General features: G+C 60.9%; 12 protein-coding genes. 7 read left to right on the forward strand and 5 right to left on the reverse strand.

Features of this window, described 5'->3' with window-relative positions; translation table 11 throughout:
* Positions 1-3: 3 nt before the first annotated feature.
* Positions 4-1,125 carry a PA0069 family radical SAM protein gene (locus EM6_RS03065; RefSeq protein WP_126420253.1) on the reverse strand — a complete coding sequence of 374 codons (1,122 nt, stop codon included), beginning with the start codon at positions 1,123-1,125 and terminating at the stop codon, positions 4-6.
* Positions 1,126-1,280: 155 nt separating this feature from the next.
* Between EM6_RS03065 and EM6_RS03070 the strand changes: the two genes are divergently transcribed.
* On the forward strand, positions 1,281-2,435 hold the full coding sequence (locus tag EM6_RS03070) for a Gfo/Idh/MocA family protein (protein ID WP_126420255.1): 1,155 nt from the start codon (positions 1,281-1,283) through the stop codon (positions 2,433-2,435).
* Here the strand turns inward: EM6_RS03070 and EM6_RS03075 are convergent.
* Together EM6_RS03075 and EM6_RS03080 are read right to left on the reverse strand one after the other, a co-directional pair.
* Positions 2,432-3,379: an SMP-30/gluconolactonase/LRE family protein gene (locus tag EM6_RS03075; protein WP_126420257.1), complete on the reverse strand. Its 948-nt coding sequence runs from the start codon at positions 3,377-3,379 to the stop codon at positions 2,432-2,434. The two genes, EM6_RS03070 and EM6_RS03075, sit on opposite strands and share 4 nt — an antisense overlap.
* Positions 3,380-3,611: 232 nt before the next feature.
* Complete coding sequence (locus tag EM6_RS03080) at positions 3,612-6,776, reverse strand: autotransporter outer membrane beta-barrel domain-containing protein (protein ID WP_126420259.1); 3,165 nt, start codon at positions 6,774-6,776, stop codon at positions 3,612-3,614.
* A 270-nt stretch (positions 6,777-7,046) separates the two neighbouring features.
* On the opposite strand from EM6_RS03080, the gene EM6_RS03085 reads away from it, so the two are divergent.
* A complete protein-coding gene (locus tag EM6_RS03085) occupies positions 7,047-9,230 on the forward strand; it encodes a TonB-dependent receptor (protein WP_126420261.1) in 2,184 nt (727 codons plus the stop codon).
* A 216-nt stretch (positions 9,231-9,446) separates the two neighbouring features.
* Here EM6_RS03085 and typA read toward each other — a convergent pair whose 3' ends face one another.
* On the reverse strand, positions 9,447-11,282 hold the full coding sequence (gene typA, locus EM6_RS03090) for a translational GTPase TypA (RefSeq protein WP_126420263.1): 1,836 nt from the start codon (positions 11,280-11,282) through the stop codon (positions 9,447-9,449).
* Positions 11,283-11,574: 292 nt separating this feature from the next.
* The gene (locus EM6_RS03095; RefSeq protein WP_126420265.1) at positions 11,575-14,046 is read right to left on the reverse strand and encodes a S9 family peptidase; all 2,472 of its coding nucleotides are present in this window, start codon (positions 14,044-14,046) and stop codon (positions 11,575-11,577) included.
* Between the two features lie 206 nt (positions 14,047-14,252).
* On the opposite strand from EM6_RS03095, the gene EM6_RS03100 reads away from it, so the two are divergent.
* The 5 genes from EM6_RS03100 (at position 14,253) to EM6_RS03120 (ending at position 20,525) form a co-directional block, all read left to right on the forward strand.
* Positions 14,253-15,074, forward strand: a complete 822-nt coding sequence (locus EM6_RS03100; RefSeq protein ID WP_126420267.1) for an energy transducer TonB — start codon at positions 14,253-14,255, stop codon at positions 15,072-15,074.
* Positions 15,075-15,986 carry a DUF4198 domain-containing protein gene (locus EM6_RS03105; RefSeq protein ID WP_126420269.1) on the forward strand — a complete coding sequence of 304 codons (912 nt, stop codon included), beginning with the start codon at positions 15,075-15,077 and terminating at the stop codon, positions 15,984-15,986. It abuts the gene before it with no gap.
* 312 nt (positions 15,987-16,298) lie between these two features.
* Positions 16,299-18,539 (forward strand): TonB-dependent siderophore receptor, encoded by a 2,241-nt coding sequence (locus EM6_RS03110; protein ID WP_126420270.1) that lies wholly within the window; start codon positions 16,299-16,301, stop codon positions 18,537-18,539.
* 208 nt (positions 18,540-18,747) lie between these two features.
* Entirely contained in the window at positions 18,748-19,428 is a 681-nt protein-coding gene (locus EM6_RS03115) for a Fe2+-dependent dioxygenase (RefSeq protein ID WP_126420271.1), read from the forward strand.
* The gene (locus tag EM6_RS03120; protein WP_126420272.1) at positions 19,428-20,525 is read left to right on the forward strand and encodes an alpha-hydroxy acid oxidase; all 1,098 of its coding nucleotides are present in this window, start codon (positions 19,428-19,430) and stop codon (positions 20,523-20,525) included. Before EM6_RS03115 ends, EM6_RS03120 begins: the two co-directional genes overlap by 1 nt.
* The last annotated feature ends 21 nt before the right edge of the window (positions 20,526-20,546 follow it).

Raw genomic sequence — 20,546 nt, forward strand, 5'->3', positions numbered from 1 at the left:
GAGCTAAAACAGACGCATCTGCGGGTCACCGCCACGAAACTGCGTCGAATCGAGGGGTGTGCGCGGCGCATCCAGGCCATACCGTCGCACCGCCAGTTCATAGCGTTGTTTCAGCAGGTCGGCCTCCAGTCCCGTGCCGGTCATGCGCGTCTTGAAATTCGGATCGTTCAGCTTGCCGCCACGCAGGGCCCGGATACGATTAAGCACGCGGTCGGCGCGGTCAGGAAAGTTGAGCCTCAGCCAGTCTTCGAACAGCAGCTTGATCTCGTGCGGTAGGCGCACCGGAATATAGCCGCCGCGGATGGCACCGGCCTCGGCCCCGGCCTTGAGGATGTTTTCCAGTTCGTGACAGGTCAGGCCGGGGATCAGCGGCGCGGCCAGCACACTGACGCGAATGCCGGCGGCGCTGAGCGCGCGGATGGTTTCGATGCGCTTCATAGGCGTCGCGGCGCGCGGTTCCATCACCCGCGCGATATGGCGGTCGAGCGTCGTTACCGACAAGGTGGCCGAAAACAGATTGGCCGCCGCCATAGGGGCCAGAATATCCAGATCGCGCAGGATCAGGGCCGATTTGGTGACGATGTGCACCGGATGGCGAAACTCCCACAGCACCTCCAGCAACCGTCGTGTCAAACGTTCACTGCGCTCAATCGGCTGATAGGCGTCAGTATTGATACCGAGCGCCAGCGGCGCAGCGCGGTATTTGGGGTGCGACAGTTCTTCGCGCAGCCGTTCGGGGGCGTCGGGTTTGCGAAAGATACGGGTTTCGAAATCCAGTCCCGGTGACAGGTCCAGATAGGCGTGGGTCGGACGGGCGAAACAATAGATACAGCCGTGCTCGCACCCCTTGTACGGATTGATGGAGCGGCTCGACCCCACATCCGGCGAGTCGTTATAGCTGATGATCTTACGCACGGCGTCTATGCCAAGGATGGTCTGCACGCGCTCGATATCGGGATGATCTTCGCTATCCCAGCCGTCGGTTGTGTCGTAGCGATCGGGCGCATCGAAACGGCCGCTCAAGCGGTTAGACACCGCACCGCGTCCCTTGCGCACCCGATCGGGCAGGGCGTTTTCATCGGTGATGCGTTCGGTGCGCAGGGTAGGCAGGGGCTTTGAGGACATGCCCTGAGATTAGCATCAAAAAAGAACATAACAAGAACAAATATCTCAAATCCGAACGGAAGGTTTGGTCAAAAAAGCGCTGGGTAAACGTTGTCACCTGTCCGGATTCCGGTTTACAGTGCGACCACTGCATAAGTTCAAACAGAGGAAACCCCATGATGGATCGCCGACAGCTTTTACTAGGTGCAGGAGGCCTGCCTCTGGTCGCCAGTGCCGCAGCCACCGCTCAAACCGCTGGCAAGGCCGCCGGTCAGCCCCTGCCCAACGGGGTTGATCTGCCGGAGCCGCCCAAAAAGCGTCTGGGCTGGGCCGTGGTCGGTCTGGGCAGCTACGCCATCAATCAGGTGATACCCGGCTTTCTTCAGGCCGATGAGTCGCGCATGACCGCCTTCGTATCCGGCAATCCGGCCAAAGCCAGGGATCTGGCCGAGCGGTATGGTGTGGCCAAGACCTATGGCTATGACGATTTCGACAAGATCGCCACCGACAAGGACATCGACTGCGTCTATATCGTCCTGCCGGTGGGGTTGCACGCTGAATACACCATTCGAGCCCTGAAGGCGGGTAAGCATGTCCTGTGTGAAAAGCCGATGGCTTCGACGGTCGAGGAGTGCGAGGCGATGGTCGCCGCTGCTAAGGCGGCCAATCGGCAATTGGGTGTGGCCTATCGCGTGCATTTCGAACCGCTCAATATCGAGGTGAAGCGCCGCTGCAAACAGGGTGAATTGGGCGGCCTGCGCTACATCACCGGCGATGCCGGGTTCAATGCCGACCCGCAATACCCACCGATGAAGTGGCGTCTGGACAAGCCGCTGGCCGGTGGCGGCTCCATGTACGATATCGGTATCTACGCGCTGAACGGTACCCTGATGCTGGCCGATCAGATGCCCGACACGGTGTCGGCCGTTTATGCCTATCCGAAGGACGATCCGCGCTTCAGGACCGTCGAGGGCGGGCTGAACTGGCGCATGACCTTCCCGTCGGGGCTCAGCGCACAGGGTTCGTCCTCCTACTGCTACGCCGGCGGATCGCGCATCAAGGTGTTCGGGGCCAGCGCTGCCATCAATATGGACCCGGCATCGGACTATTACGACAACCGTGCCAATCTGCACCGCGGCTGGGACCCCGGTACGCCGGTGCGCGCTGCCCCGCCCTATACCCAGTTCGCCGCGCAGGTGGACGGCTTTTCGCAGGCCGCGCGCAGCAATACGCCGCACCGTACGCCGGGAGAGATGGGGCTGCGCGACATCCGCCTGATTCAGGCCATGTACCGCAGCGCCGATCAGGGCGGGGTCGTCGTAAAGGTTTAACCCGCGAAAGGCGTCGCGGGCAGGCCGGTGTGCCCGCGCAGCCGGGCCGGCGACACTTCAAACAGTGTCCCTGCCACGGCCTTATCCGGCGCAGTGTCCGGCAGGAACTGCGCCGCAGAGCTGATATACAGGTGGTCGAGCTTGGCCCCGCCGAAGGCCATGCTGGTGATCTGGGTGGCGGGCAGTGTGACGGAGAAATCCAGCTTGCCGTCCGGACTATAGCGACTGACGCGGCCACCGCCATAATGAGCGATCCATACCCCGCCCTGCGCATCCGTGGTCATGCCGTCCGGTGCACCCATATCGCCCTCAAACTTTACGAAAAGCCGCTTGTTCGACAGCGTCCCATCGGGCGCCACATCGAAGGCAAAGACCTCTTTGTCGTAGGTTTCGGTATGCCACAGGGTGCGGCCATCCGCGCTGAAGGTGGGGCCATTGGCGCACAGATAGGGGCCGTCCGCTTTGGTGACGCTCAGATCGGCGTCGATGCGATAAAAAGCCCCCACCTTTTCCTTCCATTTGGTGTCCATGGTGCCGGTCCACAGACGGCCTTTGGCATCGACCTTGCCGTCGTTCAGCCGCGTATCGTCGCGCTTTTCGGGCTGCACCAGAAGGGTGAAGGCACCACTTTTGGGATCGAAGCCATAGACCCCGTCGCTGAGGCCTGCAATCAGGCCTCCCGATTGACGATCGGCGAGGAAGCAGACGGGCTTGGGCGTTTTCCAGGTCTTCAGATCGCCGCCCTTTGGATCGAGCGCGTAGATGGTCTGCCCCGAAATATTGACCCAGAAAAGGCGCTTGTGCGCCGCCGACCAGTAGGGGCCTTCGCCCAGCGCATCACCCGCCCCCCCAAGGCCTCGTATACCGGCTTCCTTAGCTACGCTGTGAAGCGGGAAGGCTATGGCGGCCAGTCCAAGGGCAAGGCTGTGGCGACGGGTGAGCATGGCGGGTTTCCTCTGTCCGGAGGGCGCGGATTCGCCCTGCTTTATAGGGTGACAACGTTATCACCCCTCGCAGCGCGCGAACAGAGAAAAGCGCGTCTCAGCCCCCTGTCGCGATAGGGGGCATTCCACACATCAGGCAACGCAATTCAAATTAAATATTAGAATATGGAAATAAAATATTGATTTAATTTAATATTATTCATTTAAATAAACCAATTTCTTAAGCGTGAGCTCAGAATTTGAATCCGGTGCGAAGACTGAGTTTGTAATTACTGTATTCACTGTATTTTTCGCCTTCCGCTTCAAGCGCTACATAACCATATTCGTTGCCTGCCATCATGCGCATACCGATGACCGGCGCGCCGCCCTTCACGTCGCCTGCCGAGAGGGTAAACGCATCCCCGCCCGCAAAGCGCGCGACGGTATCGTCCACCGTCACCGAAAAATTATTGCGATAACCCACCCAGAATTCCGGTTGCAGCAGGGCCGTGCGGTCACCGCGCCCAAAGCTCAGCAGCGCAGAGGCGGTAGCGATATGGCTCTGGCGTTCGTCTATGCTGAGGTCAAAGGCGCTTCCGCCGCCGCTCTCATCCCGAGCGTCTTCTTTCAGCGTGTAATAGTCGATGGAGACGAGTGGTTTTACGCTGATTGGCCCCAGTGTCGCCCGATACGAGGCCCCCGTACTGCCTGAGAGACTGTAACCGTTCCATTTGGCGCGCGCCGTGAGGGTATTAGCAGACCCTACCATCTGACGCTCCGTCTCGAAGAAGGTGCCGCCCACCCCGGCACTTAACCAGGCTTTCAGGCCACCGTTCTCCAGTCGCCAGTAACCGCCCACGGTGAAATCGGCCGCCGAAGAGGTTTCATAGGCGGTGGCGTAGGTGTCTTTGGGAGTCGCCGCTGTGTAGCTGGTGAAAAGACCCACGGCCTGCCCATAGCCCAGACCGCGCTCAATGCCGCCGGCAAAGCTGAAACCCGTAGTCTTGAACCCCAGAGTCTGACCGCGTTCGCGGGTGATTTGATAGCCCTCTTCCTGAAGCCAATAATGGGTTTCGCCCACGCCGGGCAGAATCGACTGCTTTTCAATCGAGCGCGTCAGGGCCTCGCGTCCGCGCGACAGAGACAGCAGGGTTTCCCCCGAAAAATCGGGCAGGAAGGCCGCATAGGTGCTGACAAAACCGCTTTCAGTGGTGGCGGCCAGTAGCGTATTGGTCGTGTCATCGTCGGTCGCTGCCGCGGTCAGCACCGCGCCCAAGGCGCTGTACTCGGTGACGCTCAGACCGGATTCGGACTGCGTGCGCAGACGAAAATCGGCATAGAGCCCGTCATTGGCGGTGCCCGTCGTCAGGGTGGATTTGTAAAGCCAGGGGACCTGCTCCTCCATGTCTGCGAAGTCGAGCGTCCCGAAGTCGATATTTTTGCCGGTCATCAGGGTGAAGCGCGTCGGCGTCTGGATGATCTTGTCCAGCGTCAGATAGAGCGCCGCGCCATCGTCGAAAACCGTCGTACCGGTGTTGATCAGAAGCGGCCGGGTGGGGTCTGCGGTGCTAAGCCCCAGATAAAGCTCGCTCTCGCTGCCCACATGCAGGCTCGACAGGGTCAGTTGCGAACCTGCGCTCAGCCCCAGACGGCCATTGGCGACATCGACGGCCACCGTTCCGGCCCCCGTCAGTTTGCCCAGGACGATGCCTTCCTCTTCAATCGTCAGGCTGTTGCTGCCCGCGCCGAAGTCGATATTGCCGTAGATATAACCGTTGGAGACACGCAGCGTATCATTGCCGGACCCCAGTTTTACATCGCCGGTGATATAGGGCAGGGCGTAGTCATCATCATCGAGATGGGCATTGACCAGTTCAATCGTCGTGCCCACGCTGTTGGCGCTGAGGTCTATGGCCACTGCGCGGTTTACGGCGGTGTCGGTGACATCGTCTTCGTCCTCATCGCCGGGGGTGATGCCAGCGGAGATACTGCCATTGATCAGTAGCGAGGTCAGGGTATTGGAGGTGTCGCGCAAAGCCGTGGCATTGGCCGTCGTACCATAGCCAAACGCGGTGAGCGCCCCTCCGGTTTCAATTTTCAGTGTGTTTAAAATCGCACCGCTGCTGATGTCCAGACCATAGGCCGTGTGGGAATTGGTCGTAGTGGTGCTGGCGGAAAGCGAACCCGACAGATTGAGCGTGCCGACCTGCGCACCGCTTCTCAACGCCAGACCTGTGGCGGTCGCTTCATAAGCGGACGCACTGACCGATCCGGACAAGCCTATACCATTGGTGACGTACACATCATAGCCCAGGCCGGCGATCTGTGCAGCGGTGGCGTCAACGCCTTCATAGACCCCATGGGCGGCAACGGAACCGCGTATGTCCAGCCCGTAGGTACGGCCGCTGTAATCGTCAGTGGCCGTATCATTATAGGCTATGGCCCCCAGCGTAATCGCCTGAGTATCTGAGCCGATCAAAAGTGCCGGGGCTGAGCCATACTGAGCGATAGAGGCCGTGCCCTCTTCGGTATCAGTGATACCGTTGCCATTTTCGTCGGTATTGGTGTCGTCCTCACTGGTGACGGCGGCGTTGATCAGCACGCCACCGCTGACAGTATTTGAGACCTGCACCGCGGCCCTGGCCTGATAGAGGTCGTCGGCGTCCAGAAGATCCAGATAATCTTCGGAGATGCTGGTGTAGCGATAACCGGTATTGGTCACCGAGGCGTCGATCACCAAAGCACCGTTGATCGTGCCGGACAACTCAACCGCCTGTGCGTCCTTGCCCTGTGTATAGATAGAGCCACTCAGATAGACCTGCCCGGTTTGCGAACCGCGCAGGGCGATACCGCGGGCGTCGTCGCCCAGAACGCTGATCGTCCCGTCAAACAGGAAATCACCGACCTGCCCCTTTTCAAACAGGATGGCGGCCGACTGATTGCCGTGCACGGTGATCGTCGAGTCGATATCGGCGTTGCCGGTCAGTAGGCCGGTGGCGCGCACCCCATAGCGGTTGGTCCCTTCTGCGAAGACACCATCGACGATATCATCATCGTCCTCGTCTTCGGCAGTATAGTCGTCCGTGACCGTGATCGTGCCTGAAAGGTCGAGGCTGGTCGTGCGGGCGCCGTCAATCAGGACGCCGGTGGCACCGCTGTCTGAGGAGGACATTTCGACCACCCCATTGAGGACCAGCGTGTTGTTCGAATTGACGGTGAGAGCGGTTCCACCTGTCAAAGTGATCGTAGCGGCATCGGTAACGTCTATATCGTCTGCACCACCGCTGTTGGCTGTGGCCGTTTGTAAGGGCGTAGTGGTGGCCGTCGAAACCGTGGTGGTCGCCAAAGCCGCCGGGGTCGCAAAAACGAGAGCCAGAGCGGTGGCGGAAAGAAGCAGCGAACGACGGGGATGGCGCATGATTGACCTTGGCGGGGAATGACAGTCGCCAAGGGGGTAAAGGGCCGCTGAGGCGGCAGAAGGGCCTTAAGATTTCGCGCAGGTCGCAGAGTGTCAGGACTGCAATCCAAAGCGACAGAGCAAAAAAGTCATCGGAGGATCAAAGACGGAAAAGCGATGCTTGCTTAATCCGATGTGTAAGTCATAATTGTGTAAGGCGGCTCTGTTCGGTTGAGTTGTACACATCGCGGGGAGGGGGCTTTGTCCGCTTATTCACGCCATGGTTTTCCCATGGTCGCTTTACTGTTTGCCGCTCAGTTCGCTTTGCCGACAACGGGATATACCCAGAACGCGACCAAAGCGACAGAGGCGAAAAAGGCGGAAACGCCTAAGACCCCGGAAGATGATGATAAAGACGCGACGACCGTTACGGTTCAGGGCAAGAAGCGCGTGGAGCCAACGGGTAAGGAGGTCTACGACGTTTCTAAGGACCCGGCCGCCGCTACGGGTACAGCGGCCGAGGCCCTGAACAAGGTACCCGGTGTGTCCGTCGATGCGCAGGGCGATGTCAGTGTGCGCGGTCAGACCGCGCGGGTTTATCTGAACGGTCGTCCATCGCTGATGCTGTCCGGAGATAATCGCGCTGTGGCACTGCGCGCCATGCCGTCGGCCTATATCTCCAGCATCGAAGTCATCTCCAATCCCGGCGCGCAATATTCTTCCAGCGGCTCGGGTCCGATCGTCAATATCGTGACCAAACGCAATCTGCCGCCGGGCCTGTTTGGGTCCGTGTCCGCGCAGGTCGCTTCGCGCGGCGGCGGTAACACCAATGCCTATCTCAGCTACACGCAGGGTAAGCTGAATATAAGTGGCTTCGCGGCAGTGTTTGACGGCCGTTTCGACAGTGATTTCGATAGCGCCTCCACCGCCTTTGATGCGTCGGGTAGCGCAATCCGCGAGGCGCGGTCTGAGGGGGCTGTCACAGGTCGATACCGCATAGGCTCGTTGACGACGAATCTGCAATACGACCTGAGCGACAATGATGTTCTGACCGGCGGGCTCAGCTACAACCAGGGGAGGGTGAACAGCGACTTTGCAGGCTATACCGCCTCCCGTGGGGCCGACGGTGCTCTGAGCGATGGTTTTCGCTCGCAAAGCGACGGGCGCACCCCTAACGACAACGGCAGTCTGAGCCTTGGTTACACCCACTACGGACAAAAGCCGGATCAGTCGTTCAAGCTCGACCTGACGGTCTCGCAATCGAACCGGGACGCGCCTTCGCTCACCCGCTTAGACTATGAACGCGCTTCGGAAAGCACCAACACCGGCACACGCTATACCCGGCGCGATGGGGGTTCCAATACCCGCACCGCCATGCTGTCTGCCGCGTACAACACCACCTTTGACCGCGTTCAGGTCAGCGTCGGTGCGCACTTCGATACGGAAACCAGCAAAACCGAGACCCTGTCCTATGGTCCGGCGGGCTCCGTCGCGGATTTGCAGCTTGATGCCCTTTTAAGTAATCACTTCCGCTATGCGCAGCAGTCGGCGGCGGTATATGCGACGGCGCAGTGGGAACTGACGCCCAAATGGACTCTGCTGGCCGGTCTGCGGGCCGAAACCCTTGAGCTTTCGACCAAAGCGCCAGGAACGACTCTTGAAAATCATATCGACTACACCCGCTTAAACCCCAGCCTGTTTGCCACCTATGCCTTTTCGGCCAAACGCCGTCTGCGTTTCAGCTATACCCACAAGCAGCAGCGACCACAGCCTGTCGATCTCAACCCCGGTCTGGTGTTCAGTTCTGCGACCGCCGTCACCATCGGGAATGCGGCACTTGGGCCCGAAGAGGCCGACAATCTGGAAGTCACTTACGAGGTTAACCGGCCGCATTCGGACTATAGAATAACGGGCTTTTATCGGTTCAAGGACGAAACGCTCGTCACTTCAAGCCGCGTCATTGCCGATCCGCAGAACCTTGGCAATTTCGTCACCGAGACAACGCGAAAGAATGCGGGACAGGAACGCAATTACGGCCTGACGGCGACCTATAGTCAGCGCTGGAACAATACGCTTACTGTGAACTTCGACACGACGGTGACCTATGTGGACATCGATGTGCCGGAACTGTCGATCCGTCGTTCGGATACCGCCCTCAGTGGCGGTGTGTCGCTCAATTATGCGCTCAAGACGGGCTCTCTGTCGCTGAATTACAAGCTGAACGGGCGACGCTACACGACGCAGGGGTATCGCGGCGCCAATGGTTCCGGGATGATTGACTATCGTCGCAATCTGATGCCGAAGCTATCGCTGGTGATCACGGTGCAGGAACCGCTGCCCCTGACGAAGATCGAAACGGTTACCGAGACGAATCGCTTCCGTAGCGTGTCTGCCAGCGAAAATCGCACACCGACCATAATGATTGGCCTCAGCCGGCAGTTGGGCGGTTTCAGTTCCGTACCCAAAAGGCCCTAATACGCACGTAATAAAGTCCGATGGCCACAAGTCCGGCAATCACCCCCCAAACTTAAAACCACCGGTACCCAAAAGCGACGCATGTGAACTCCCCCTACCCTAACTTAGCGCTGATAAGTTATCGGGAACGAAAAAAACGCAATCGCAAAGCGCAGGCACCTTTGCTGAGCCTTTGCCTGCAAACAAAAACGGCCCCGTTTCCGGGGCCGTTCGTATTTAGTCTTCCTTGGCGCGCTTCTTGCGGAACGAGGGGTTCAGTTCCTTCTTGCGCAAACGGATGTTGAGCGGGGTCACTTCGACCAGTTCATCGTCCTCGATATAGGCGATGGCCTGTTCCAGGGTCGGGCGACGCGGCGGGGTGAGGCGGATGGCTTCGTCCTTGCCTGACGCACGCACGTTGGTCAGTTGCTTGGCCTTCATCGGGTTGACGTCGAGGTCGTCGGCGCGCGAATTTTCGCCAATGATCATGCCCATATAGGTCTTTTCGCCGGCACCGACGAACATCACGCCGCGCTCTTCGAGGTTCCACAGGGCGTAGGCGGCCGTTTCACCGTCCGAGTTCGACACAAGCACGCCCTTGCGCTGCTGCTCGATCGGGCCCTTATAGGCTTCGTAGTGCGAGAAGACGCGGTTGAGCACGCCCGAACCGCGCGTGTCGGTCAGGAATTCGCCCTGATAACCGATCAGCGAGCGCGACGGCGACTTGAGCTGGATGCGGGTCTTGCCCGCGCCGGACGGGGCCATGTCCTTCAGCTCGGCCTTACGCGCCGACAGCTTTTCGATGACGACGCCGGTGAACTCTTCGTCCACGTCGATCATGACGTCTTCGATAGGCTCCATGCGCTCACCGGTTTCCGGATCGGTCTGATAGACCACGCGCGGACGCGAAATGGCGACTTCGAAGCCTTCGCGGCGCATGTTTTCGATCAGCACGCCCAGTTGCAGTTCGCCGCGACCGGCGACTTCGAAGGCATCCTTTTCACCCGACTCGGTGACGCGGATGGCGACGTTCGACTCGGCTTCCTTCAGCAGGCGGTCACGGATCACACGCGACTGCACCTTGGAACCTTCACGACCGGCCAGCGGCGAGTCGTTGACCGACACGGTCATCGAGATGGTCGGCGGGTCGATCGGCTGTGCCGGCAGGGCGGTGTCGAGCGACATATCGCACAGCGTATCGGCAACCGTGGCCTTCGACAGACCGGCGATGGCGACGATGTCACCGGCTTCCGAACCTTCGTCCAGCGGCTGACGCTTCAGGCCGCGGAAGGCCAGCACCTTGGTGATGCGGCCGCGCTCGATTTCCTGACCGTCGCGATTCAACGCCTTGATGGCCAGACCGGGGGTGGCCTTACCCTGCGCGATGCGGCCCGTCAGGATGCGGCCCAGGAACGGATCGGATTCGATCAGCACGGCCAGCATCTGGAACGGCTCATTGACCTTTGCCTGCACGGCGGGCGGCGGCACGTGATCGACGATCAGGTCGAACAGCGGCGCGAGGTTGTCGGACGGCACATTGAGGTCCAGCGTCGCCCAGCCCGAACGGCCCGACGCATAGATGTGCGGGAAGTCGAGTTGCTCATCCGTCGCGCCCATAGCGGCGAACAGGTCGAAGGCTTCGTTATGCACGCGGTCGGGATCGGCATGGGCGCGATCGACCTTGTTGATGCACAGGATCGGACGCAGGCCCAGCTTCAGCGCCTTACCCAGCACGAACTTGGTCTGCGGCATGACGCCTTCTTCGGCGTCCACAAGGATGACGCAGCCGTCCACCATGCCCAGAATACGCTCAACCTCGCCGCCGAAGTCGGCGTGGCCCGGCGTGTCGATGATGTTGATGCGGGTTTCGCCGGCCTTACCGTTCCACAGGACCGAGGTACACTTGGCGAGGATGGTGATGCCGCGCTCGCGCTCCTGATCGTTGGAGTCCATGGCGCGCTCAACCGTGGCTTCGTTGGCGCGGAACACGCCCGATTGAGCCAGGAGGGCGTCCACGAGCGTCGTCTTGCCGTGGTCAACGTGGGCGATAATGGCGATATTGCGAAGATTCATAAAAGACTCTGATCTTTCCTCGGCCCATATCGGGAGAGGATGGCGCGCCGATATATAAACCGGGGGCCGGGTGGGGGGCTTTTCCGCACGCCTCCGTCAGGTGCCGGAGGCGCTTGCCAACCCATAAAAAAGCCTCTCGCAGACATATGTGAGAGGCCAAACCGGTTCGGCGCGCGTGATTTGGCGCGGTCTATAACCGAATCTGCGTCAAAGCGCCACCCCGAACCGTGGATTATTTTTGCGGATGCGAAGGGACGGAGCGCGTCTTACCAGAGGCGCTCCGTCCCTTCGCTTACTTCGCCGCCGGTTTTTCCGCGCGCGGCGGGGCGTTCTTGACATAGGTATCCAGCCAGCGCGTCATTTCCCACAGCGTATGCAGGTTGGACTCGCGCGCCCGATAGCCATGCGCCTCATTGGGCAGGACCACATAGCGCACATTGGCCCCGGCGCCTTTCAGGGCGGCGTAGAAGCGCTCGCTCTGGATGGGGAAGGTGCCGGAATTGTCGTCCGCTTCGCCGTGGATCAGCAGGATCGGGTCCTTGATGTTACGGACATAGGTGAAGGGGCTCATCTTCGTGTAGGTGTCGGTCGCCTCCCAGTAGGTGCGCTGTTCCGACTGGAAACCAAACGGCGTCAGGGTGCGGTTATAGGCCCCTGAGCGCGCGATACCGGCCCGGAACAGATCGGTGTGGGCCAGCAGGTTGGCGGTCATGAAGGCCCCATAGCTGTGGCCGCCCACGGCAATGCGGTTACGATCCGCGACGCCCAGAGCGACGACGGCATCGACCGCGGCCTTGGCGCTGGCGGTCAGTTGCTCGACATAGGTGTCGTTCGGCTCGGCCCCTTCCTTACCGATGATCGGCATGGAAGGCCCGTCCAGCACGGCATAGCCTTGGGTCAGCAGGAACAGGTGGCTGGCCCCGCCCGGACGGACGAAACGATTGCCGCTATCGACCGTCTGGCTGGCGACGGAGGCGTCGGTGAATTCTTCCGGATAGGCCCACATGAACAGGGGCAGGGGGCCGTCCTTGGCCTTATCGTAACCGGCGGGCAGGTAGAGGGTGCCCGACAGCTTGACGCCATCGGCGCGCGTATAGGTCAGGGTCTGCTTGGTGACCCCGGCAAATTGCGGTGCGCGGTCCGGGAACTGCGTCAGGGCGCGGGACTTCGAGCCTGTGGCCACCGGACGGATGAAGTAGTTCGGGGCGTCGTCCTTGCTTTCGCGGCGGGTGATGACCGACTTGCCCGCCAGATCAGCCAGCGCCACCGGCGCTTCATAATAGGGGGCTTCAGCCTGCCACAGGCGGGTGACCTTGCCGTCGCTCAGCGACATCTTGCCCACAAAGGGGAATTCGCCCTTGGCCGAGGCGCCGGCCCCCATCACGAAGACCGATTTGCCATCCGGGGTGAAGTGCAGCACCTCTTCGCCCTCGGCGGTGAGGCGCGACACGGCGCTGCCCGGATCATTGTAGCGGTCCTGATAGTTGCGCTCCAGCAGCACGCGGCCGCTGCCGGGCCTGGAGGGATCGAGCGCGATGCGCTTTTCCTTGCGCGTGTCGAACCAGCGGCTGGTGACCAGCGCGAAGTCGGCGCGGCCCCAGTCGAGCCCGGCGTAGCGCTGATCGAGGTCGATCAGCTTTTGCGGCGTGCCGTCGAACGGCGCGTTGAGCGTAAACAGGGTGTCGCGGACGGCCGCCTTGGCTTTCGGGTCGCCACCATCCTGCGCTTCGGCCCACACCAGCGTGGCCGGGGCATCGGTGCGCCACGAGACGGAGCGCGGCCCGGTGGGCACGGCGTCGAAGGCCGCGGGCAGATTGTCCGTTAAAGGACGATTAGCCAAAAGCTTGACCGGTTTGCCATCCAAAGTACTCACTGCGATTTCCGTCGGGAAACGCCCGGCGGGGACAAGATAGCTGTAGGGACGCTTCAGGCGGCTGGTCAGCAGATACTTGCCGTCCGGCGAAACGGACATGGAGGTATAGAGACCCGGCGTGCCGATCGGCGTGATCGCCCCGTCGCTCAGGGAAACGCGCGTAATCTGGGACGTGAAATAATAGTCGAACAGAGCCTCGTCATGGGCATTGCCCAGCAGGTCCTGATATGTGCGGATGGCGGCGGTGCGTCCCTTTGATTCCTGAATAATGGGGCCGGAGGGCGTGGTGTCCTTCACCGGGGCGGCGCCGCGTCCAGCGGGAATGGTCGAGACGAGAATCCCTGAACCGTCAGACAGCCAGTCGAAACCGGTGCCGAAGGCGGCATTGACGATGCCGCCGGTCAGCTTTTTGGCCGTAGCCGTTTTGACGTCGGCGACCCACAGTTCAAGACCACCGCTGGCATCGACCAGAAAGCCCAGCTTCGTGCCGTCCGGTGACCAGCGCGGTGACAGGAAGCGCGTCCCGGCGGGCAAGGCAACCGGACGCACGGCCCCCGTGGCCACGTCTTCAAAGGCCAGGCTGTTCAGCCAAGCGGCGCGCGCTTCGATGGGGCCATTATTACGCGGATTGATGCGATAGCCGCCCAGACGCAGGATCGGTTCCGACACTGCGGCTATGGAGGGCAGGTTCTCACGGCCGATCTGCGCCATGGTGCGGCGTTCGGGGCTAACCATGACGCCGGGGGTCGGCGGGGCATCGAGGATCTGCGCAATCGGTGCCGGAGGTAACTGATAGCCTGTGGCCGGTGCGGCCCAGACCGGAGTCAGGGTGGCCGCGGCAATAAAGGCGGTGACGGCAGCCGCAGTGGCGCGCAGATGGCTGAGTCTCATGGCAGGGCCCTTTTTTGATTAGGGCGACAGTCTTACGTTGGTCACAAATGTAATCAAGAGGCGGATACACATATCACTACAGGGGTGCGACGATTTATCATAATGAGAATTGTTTTCAATGCGCTTGCGAATGAGTTGCAGGAGTGCTAGTCAGCCCTATCGTCCGGATCGTTGGGGTCCGGTTCGTTGTCACTGGCTTTTGACGCATGACCGCTCAGAGTATTCTCACCGACGCAAACAGCACAACGCGCAGCGAACGTACGGTGTCTGCCCCTGTAAAGCGTCGCAAAGGCACGGGCGGCGGGGCATCGGTGGCCATCGGTGTGTCCTTGGCGGTCCATGCCGCTCTGGCCGCCTATATCGTCAGTACACAGTTTACTCTGACGACCCCGGAGATCGAGGAAACCGCGCCCGTGGTCGTTGAAATGGTGCCGATTGAATCGCGCCGCGCGCCGCCCAAGGCCGTGATCACGCCCGATACGCCCAAACCCGAAACGCCTGTGGTTGAGCCCAAGCCGATGCTTCAGCCGCGCGAAACCCCGGCCCCCGTGGTGGCTCAGGTCGCGCCGATGGATATGGCTCCGGTCAAGGCCCCGCCCGTTCATGCCCCGGTAGCGGCCCCCGTTGTGGCCCAAGTTGTGGCTAAGGCCGCTCCGGCGGCGGCGCAACCGCGCAATGACTTTGTGGGTGTCGATGTCGAGTCGGCGCTCAACAGCAATCCGCCGCCCGCCTATCCCCCGCAAGCCAAGTCGCGGCGAGAGGAGGGGACGGTGCAGTTACGCCTTCAGGTGCGCCCCGACGGCAGCGTCGGTGAGGTACAGGTGCAGGCGTCCAGCGGCTCCATGCGACTGGATCGCGCCGCCATAGACTCGGTCAAACGCTGGAAATTCCGGCCCGCGACGCGCGGCGGTCAGGCGGTCGAATCCTGGGCCACCGTCCCCATTACCTTTGGCCTCAAGCGCGGCGACCGCCGACGGGGCCATGATCACAATTCTCTCGTATCAGAACAGACTTCCGGAGACTCCTAAATGACCCTGATTCAGCGCCTTCTGACCGGCACCGCCGCGCTGGGCCTTCTGGCGGCGGCCCCGGCGGCTCTGGCCCACAGCCAGTGGCTGCTGCCCTCCGCGACGCAGGTCGAAGCCTCGACCAATCCGCAGCGCCCGACCTATGTGACGGTGGATGCCGCCTCGTCCAATGGTCTGTTCTACGCTGACCATAACGCCATGCGCCTGACCAATCTTCAGATCAGCGCGCCGGACGGTTCGCCGGTCGAAGCCGAAAACGGCTCTACGGGCAAGCTGCGCTCGACCTTTGATGTGAAGCTGGCGACCGAAGGCACCTATCGCATCGCTTCGGTCAATCGCATGGTGATGGCCACCTGGAAGGCGGGCGAAGAAACCAAGAGCTTCCGTGGTTCCGAAGACGACTTCGCCAAGCAGGTGCCGGCCAATGCCCCTGAGCTGAAGGTCAGCCGCAATTTTGGCCGTGTCGAAACGTTTGTGACGTCGGGAAAACCGTCTGAAATCAAGCCAGTGGGGCAGGGACTTGAATTGTTTCCGCTGCAACCGACGACCGATCTGGTCGTAGGTGAAACGGCAAAATTCCGTGTACTGATGGATGGCAAGCCGATGCCGGGCCTCAAGGTCAAGGTGGTCCCAGGCGGCGTGCGTTTCCGCGGCGAACTGGACGAGCAGACCGTGACTGCTGACGCCGAAGGTACGATTGCCGTCAATTGGAAATTCGGTGGTCAGTACTATCTGAACACCTCTTACCCGCCGCGTCCCGAAGCCGACGACGACCATGGTCCGCAGGGCGGTCCGCAAGCGGGTCAGCAGCCCGGAGCTCAGGGTGCCCGACCGCAGGGGCAACCGGCGCAACGTGACATGCCGCCTGTGCGGTCGTCCTACGCTGTGACGCTGGAAGTCCTGCCTTTCTAAAGTTTTCAGAGGGTACAATATGCCTTACCCGCTCCGGCGGGAACGGGGGTCGGCGTTGCGGGTGTGGGACCACGGCGTCGGCCCTCGGTCATTTCGGCGTCGCGATTTGTTGAATTTGCGACACACTTGCAAAAAACGACGTCATACGGTGGGAAAGGGTCATTTTGCGGTTGCAATAAAGCCGAAGTGCGGTATTTGCACCTGACAATTATTCGCAATTCCACCGAGAATGCTCGCAGGCCGGTCTGCCGGTCACCCTCCCCCGGCGTCAGACGGAAACCGCGACGCCTTTTTTCAAAGATGTTGATGCACATGTCTCACATTCGCAATCGCAAGCACGCTTCCAACCGTTACCTGACCGCCGCCCTGATGGCCGCAGCGGCGGTTCCGGCGCTTTCCGCAACGGCTCTGGCTCAGGACAAGAAGCTGGAAGGCGTGACCGTTACCGCAGATGACAATAGCTATAAGGCCGACGTCGTGTCATCGCCCAAGCAGACGCAGGCCCTAATCGACACGCCACAGACCGTCAGTGTCATCAAGAAGGAAGTCCTTCAGCAGCAACAGGCCGCGTCTCTGATGGAAGCCCTGCGTAATGTGCCGGGGATCACGGTTCAGATGGGCGAAAACGGCAATACCTCAGCCGGTGATACCTTCCAGATGCGCGGTTTCGACGCTTCGACCTCGGTTCTGGTCGATGGGGTGCGCGATATGAGTTCGGCCTCGCGCGATACCTTCAATCTGGAGCAGGTCGAAGTGATCCGGGGGGCCGGCGGTGCGGATATCGGTCGCGGGGCCTCTTCGGGCTATATCAATCTGGTCTCCAAGCACCCGACGCTTGAGGCGGCGGCTTCGGGCACGCTGGCGGCCTACAGTCAGGGTGGCGCGCGCGCCACGGTCGATGTCAACCGTGCCGTGGGTAAGACCAGCGGTCTGCGTCTCAACCTGATGGCCGAAGACGTGAATGCCGTGGGCCGCGACGAGGTGAAGAAGTCGGGCTATGCCGTTGCGGCGGCCTATGGCATCGGCATCGGTACGCCGACGCGCCTCTATGGCTTTGCGCAAGTGTCAAAGGGCGACAATGTGCCCGATGGCGGCATCCCTTCGGTCGGGTATCCGGGGTTCTATTACGGGACGGCGGCCGTGAAGTCTGCGCCACGTGTCGATCCGGAAAACTACTACGGCTCCGTAAATGATTATGAAGACACGGAATCTTCGCAATTCACCGTGAAGTTCGAGCACGACTTTGAGTCCGGCGTCTATATGACCAACACGACGCGCCTGAGCCGTACCTCGCTGAATCGCGTCCTGACGGGGGTCAATACGGGCACAACAGGCATCACGGCGACCAATCTCACTGATCGTTCGACCTGGATCGTCAACCGTTCGCGTCAACACGTGGTCAAGGATAATGACGCGCTCATCAATGCGACCAACTTTACGGCTTCGGCCACCACGGGCGCCTTCACGCACGATCTGTCTTACGGTCTGGAGTTTTCGACGGAAAAGGTCGCGGTCTATGGCGTGGAGACCATCACGCTGGTGGATGCTCAATGGGCCAATCTGTACACCCCCGATCCTAACGTCGAGTTGCCTGTAAATCGCTTTACCGGGGCACGTACTTTTGTCAAACTGAACGTGGGTTCCGCCTATCTGTTTGACACCATCCATTTTGGTGAAAAGTGGCTGTTTAATGCCGGGGTGCGTGTTGATAGCTATGATATCACCACAAAGACCCTGACCAACGCCCAGTTAAAAGGTGACGGCACCCTGACAAGCTATAAGGCCGGTCTGGTATATAAGCCGGTCGAAACGGCCAGCCTGTATGTGGCCTATGCCAATGCCAAGACTCCTCCGGGCACGGTCAATCTGGGCGCTTCGACGACCACGGTTGGCGGCAGCGAAACCTCGACCAATATCAACAACCCGAATGTCGACCCGACCGAGACGCGCAATCTCGAAGCCGGGGTCAAGTGGGACGTGCTGTCGGGCCGTGTGTCGCTGACCGCTGCCTACTATTCGACCGAACATCTAAATGAGTTTGTCGAAAATCCCTTCAACACCGGTTTCGGTGAAAACTTCGGCAAGCGCACGGTCAAGGGCTTCGATCTGGGCCTGGTCGGCAAGATCACCGACAAGTGGAACCTGACCGCCGGTATCCAGACCATGGATACCAAAGTGGAAGAAGGGCAGGGCACCACGACGTCAGCCACGGGGGCGGTTACCCGCTGGTCGCCGGAACTGGCGGCCACGGTCTGGACCACCTACGAAGTCTCGCCGAAGCTGACCCTGGGTGGCGGGGCGCGCTATACCGGTGAGCAGGTGCGCGCCAATACGCCGGGCGTCGATCTGGCGACCCAGAACGTGCCGTTCATCCCGGAATACTGGGTGGTCGATGCCTATGGTTCGTATAAGCTGACGGACAAGGTGTCGGTGCAACTGAACGTCTATAACCTGCTGGATGAAGACTATATCGCCACGCTGAACAATGGCGGTTCGCGTCTGATCCCCGGTGCGCCACGTTCGGCCACCGTTACCCTAAACTACCAGTTCTAAAAAAAGGCGGGGCTGCGTCACTGTTTCGCAGACGCGGCCCTTTCCACCTTTTATCAATCGCTTCATGATCCTGTAGAGCATTCGGGAGCCGCCGAATGACTTTACGTTCTTGTTTGTCGCGTTTTTTTACGCTCAACCGGTGCCCACTTGAGCGAAAAACGCTCTAGCTCCGACCTTCTGTTTGGAGCCATTTTTACATGAGTTCGCCATGCTGCTGCATCTGCCCGAAGTCCTGAGCCGCGAAGAGGTGGCCGAGATACGCGCCGCACTCGCTGAGGCGCGCTGGGCTGACGGCGCGGCATCGGCCGGGCCGCAGGCACAGAAGGTCAAGCAAAACAAGCAACTGCCCGCCGATGCGCCTGAGGCGCGCATACTGGGGGAACGCATAGAGGCGGCGCTGCGCCGTCACCCCCTGTTTCAGTCGGCCGCCCTGCCGCATATTGTTCTGACGCCGCGCTTTAATGCCTATGAGGGCGGCGGCCACTACGGCAACCACGTGGACAGCGCCCTGCACCACGATCCGTTCAAGGGCCTCACGGCGCGCACCGACGTTTCGACCACGGTCTTCCTCAGTGATCCGGAAGCGTATGAGGGCGGCGAACTGATCGTCGAAGACACCTACGGCGCGCATGAGGTCAAGCTGAACGCCGGGGATGCCATCCTCTATCCGTCCACATCGTTGCACCGCGTCGAGCCGGTCACCCGCGGCGTGCGGCTGGCCGCTTTCCTGTGGACGCAAAGTCTGGTGAAAGACACTGAGCAACGGCGGATGCTGTTTGAACTCGACATGACCATCCTGCGCCTGCGCAGCCAGTTGGGCGACAGAGAGGAGGTGGTGAGCCTCACCGCCCACTATCACAACCTTCTGCGGCAATGGGCGCAGATGTAATGTCAGCCAAGGCCCCCTTGACGGTCATTCCCCCCGATATAGTCGCGGTCTCAGACTATGAGGCCTATGCGCGCGAGCGGCTGAGCGATATGGCCTGGGCCTATCTTCAGGCGGGGGCCGGGGATGAACATACGGTCCGCCGTAACGTCGAGGCCTTTTCCGAAATTCTGCTGAAAGGGCGGGTACTGGGGTCGGTGGCCGGAGGCCACACGCGCCTGAACCTGTTCGGTCATGTCTATGAACATCCGATCTTTTTAGCCCCCGTGGCCTATCAGAAGCTGTTCCATACCGACGGTGAACGTGCCACGGCTTTGGGCGCAGCGGTGACCCAGACCCTGATGGTGCTCTCGACCCTATCGACCCTCACGCTCGAAGACGTGGCGCAGGCCGAAACCGCGCCGCCCCTGTGGTTTCAGCTTTATCTTCAGGCCGATCACGGCGTATCGCTCGACCTGATTCACCGGGCCGAGCGGGAAGGCTACCGCGCGCTGGTCATCACGGTCGATGCGGCGATGGCCGGGGTGCGTAATCGCGAACAGCGCGCCGGCTTCCGCCTGCCGCCGCACTTGTCGGCGGTCAATCTGCCGTCTCAGTCGGCCGCACCTGTCGCGGCACCGGGGCAAAGCCGGGTCTTCGATGGTTTGATGAAGACAGCCCCCGGCTGGGACGACATCGAATGGGTACTGTCCGAAGCGCGCTTGCCGGTCATTCTCAAGGGTATTATGGCCCCGGAAGACGCCGACCACGCCTGCCGCATGGGGGTGCATGGGCTGATCGTCTCCAATCACGGGGGCCGGGTGCTCGATACCCTCCCGGCGGCCATCGAAGCTTTGCCCGCCGTTGCGGCGGCCGTGGCGGGGCGGGTGCCGATCCTGCTCGATGGTGGTATCCGGCGCGGCAGCGATGTGTTCAAGGCGCTGGCTTTGGGGGCGTCGGCGGTGCTGATCGGGCGTCCTTACGTGCAGGCTCTGGCCGTCGCCGGGCCTCTGGGTGTGGCCCATGCGATACGCACGCTGCGCGAAGAGTTGGAAGTGGTCATGGCCCTGTCGGGAACCCCGACCTTGGACCGTATAAGAGCTGAACATCTTTCTCTTTGAGACTGTTTGCTGCCTTGCAAA

The sequence above is a fragment of the Asticcacaulis excentricus genome (assembly GCF_003966695.1).
Classification (GTDB): Bacteria; Pseudomonadota; Alphaproteobacteria; order Caulobacterales; family Caulobacteraceae; genus Asticcacaulis; species Asticcacaulis excentricus_A.

What these genes read in the sequence shown, in the direction of transcription:
- EM6_RS03120 (WP_126420272.1), top strand. Translation starts at nt 19,428, where the DNA reads ATGTCAGCCAAGGCCCCCTTGACGGTCATTCCCCCCGATATAGTCGCG.
- typA (WP_126420263.1), bottom strand. Translation starts at nt 11,282, where the DNA reads ATGAATCTTCGCAATATCGCCATTATCGCCCACGTTGACCACGGCAAG.
- EM6_RS03085 (WP_126420261.1), top strand. Translation starts at nt 7,047, where the DNA reads ATGGTCGCTTTACTGTTTGCCGCTCAGTTCGCTTTGCCGACAACGGGA.
- EM6_RS03080 (WP_126420259.1), bottom strand. Translation starts at nt 6,776, where the DNA reads ATGCGCCATCCCCGTCGTTCGCTGCTTCTTTCCGCCACCGCTCTGGCT.
- EM6_RS03095 (WP_126420265.1), bottom strand. Translation starts at nt 14,046, where the DNA reads ATGAGACTCAGCCATCTGCGCGCCACTGCGGCTGCCGTCACCGCCTTT.
- EM6_RS03115 (WP_126420271.1), top strand. Translation starts at nt 18,748, where the DNA reads ATGCTGCTGCATCTGCCCGAAGTCCTGAGCCGCGAAGAGGTGGCCGAG.
- EM6_RS03075 (WP_126420257.1), bottom strand. Translation starts at nt 3,379, where the DNA reads ATGCTCACCCGTCGCCACAGCCTTGCCCTTGGACTGGCCGCCATAGCC.
- EM6_RS03070 (WP_126420255.1), top strand. Translation starts at nt 1,281, where the DNA reads ATGATGGATCGCCGACAGCTTTTACTAGGTGCAGGAGGCCTGCCTCTG.
- EM6_RS03105 (WP_126420269.1), top strand. Translation starts at nt 15,075, where the DNA reads ATGACCCTGATTCAGCGCCTTCTGACCGGCACCGCCGCGCTGGGCCTT.
- EM6_RS03100 (WP_126420267.1), top strand. Translation starts at nt 14,253, where the DNA reads ATGACCGCTCAGAGTATTCTCACCGACGCAAACAGCACAACGCGCAGC.
- EM6_RS03065 (WP_126420253.1), bottom strand. Translation starts at nt 1,125, where the DNA reads ATGTCCTCAAAGCCCCTGCCTACCCTGCGCACCGAACGCATCACCGAT.
- EM6_RS03110 (WP_126420270.1), top strand. Translation starts at nt 16,299, where the DNA reads ATGTCTCACATTCGCAATCGCAAGCACGCTTCCAACCGTTACCTGACC.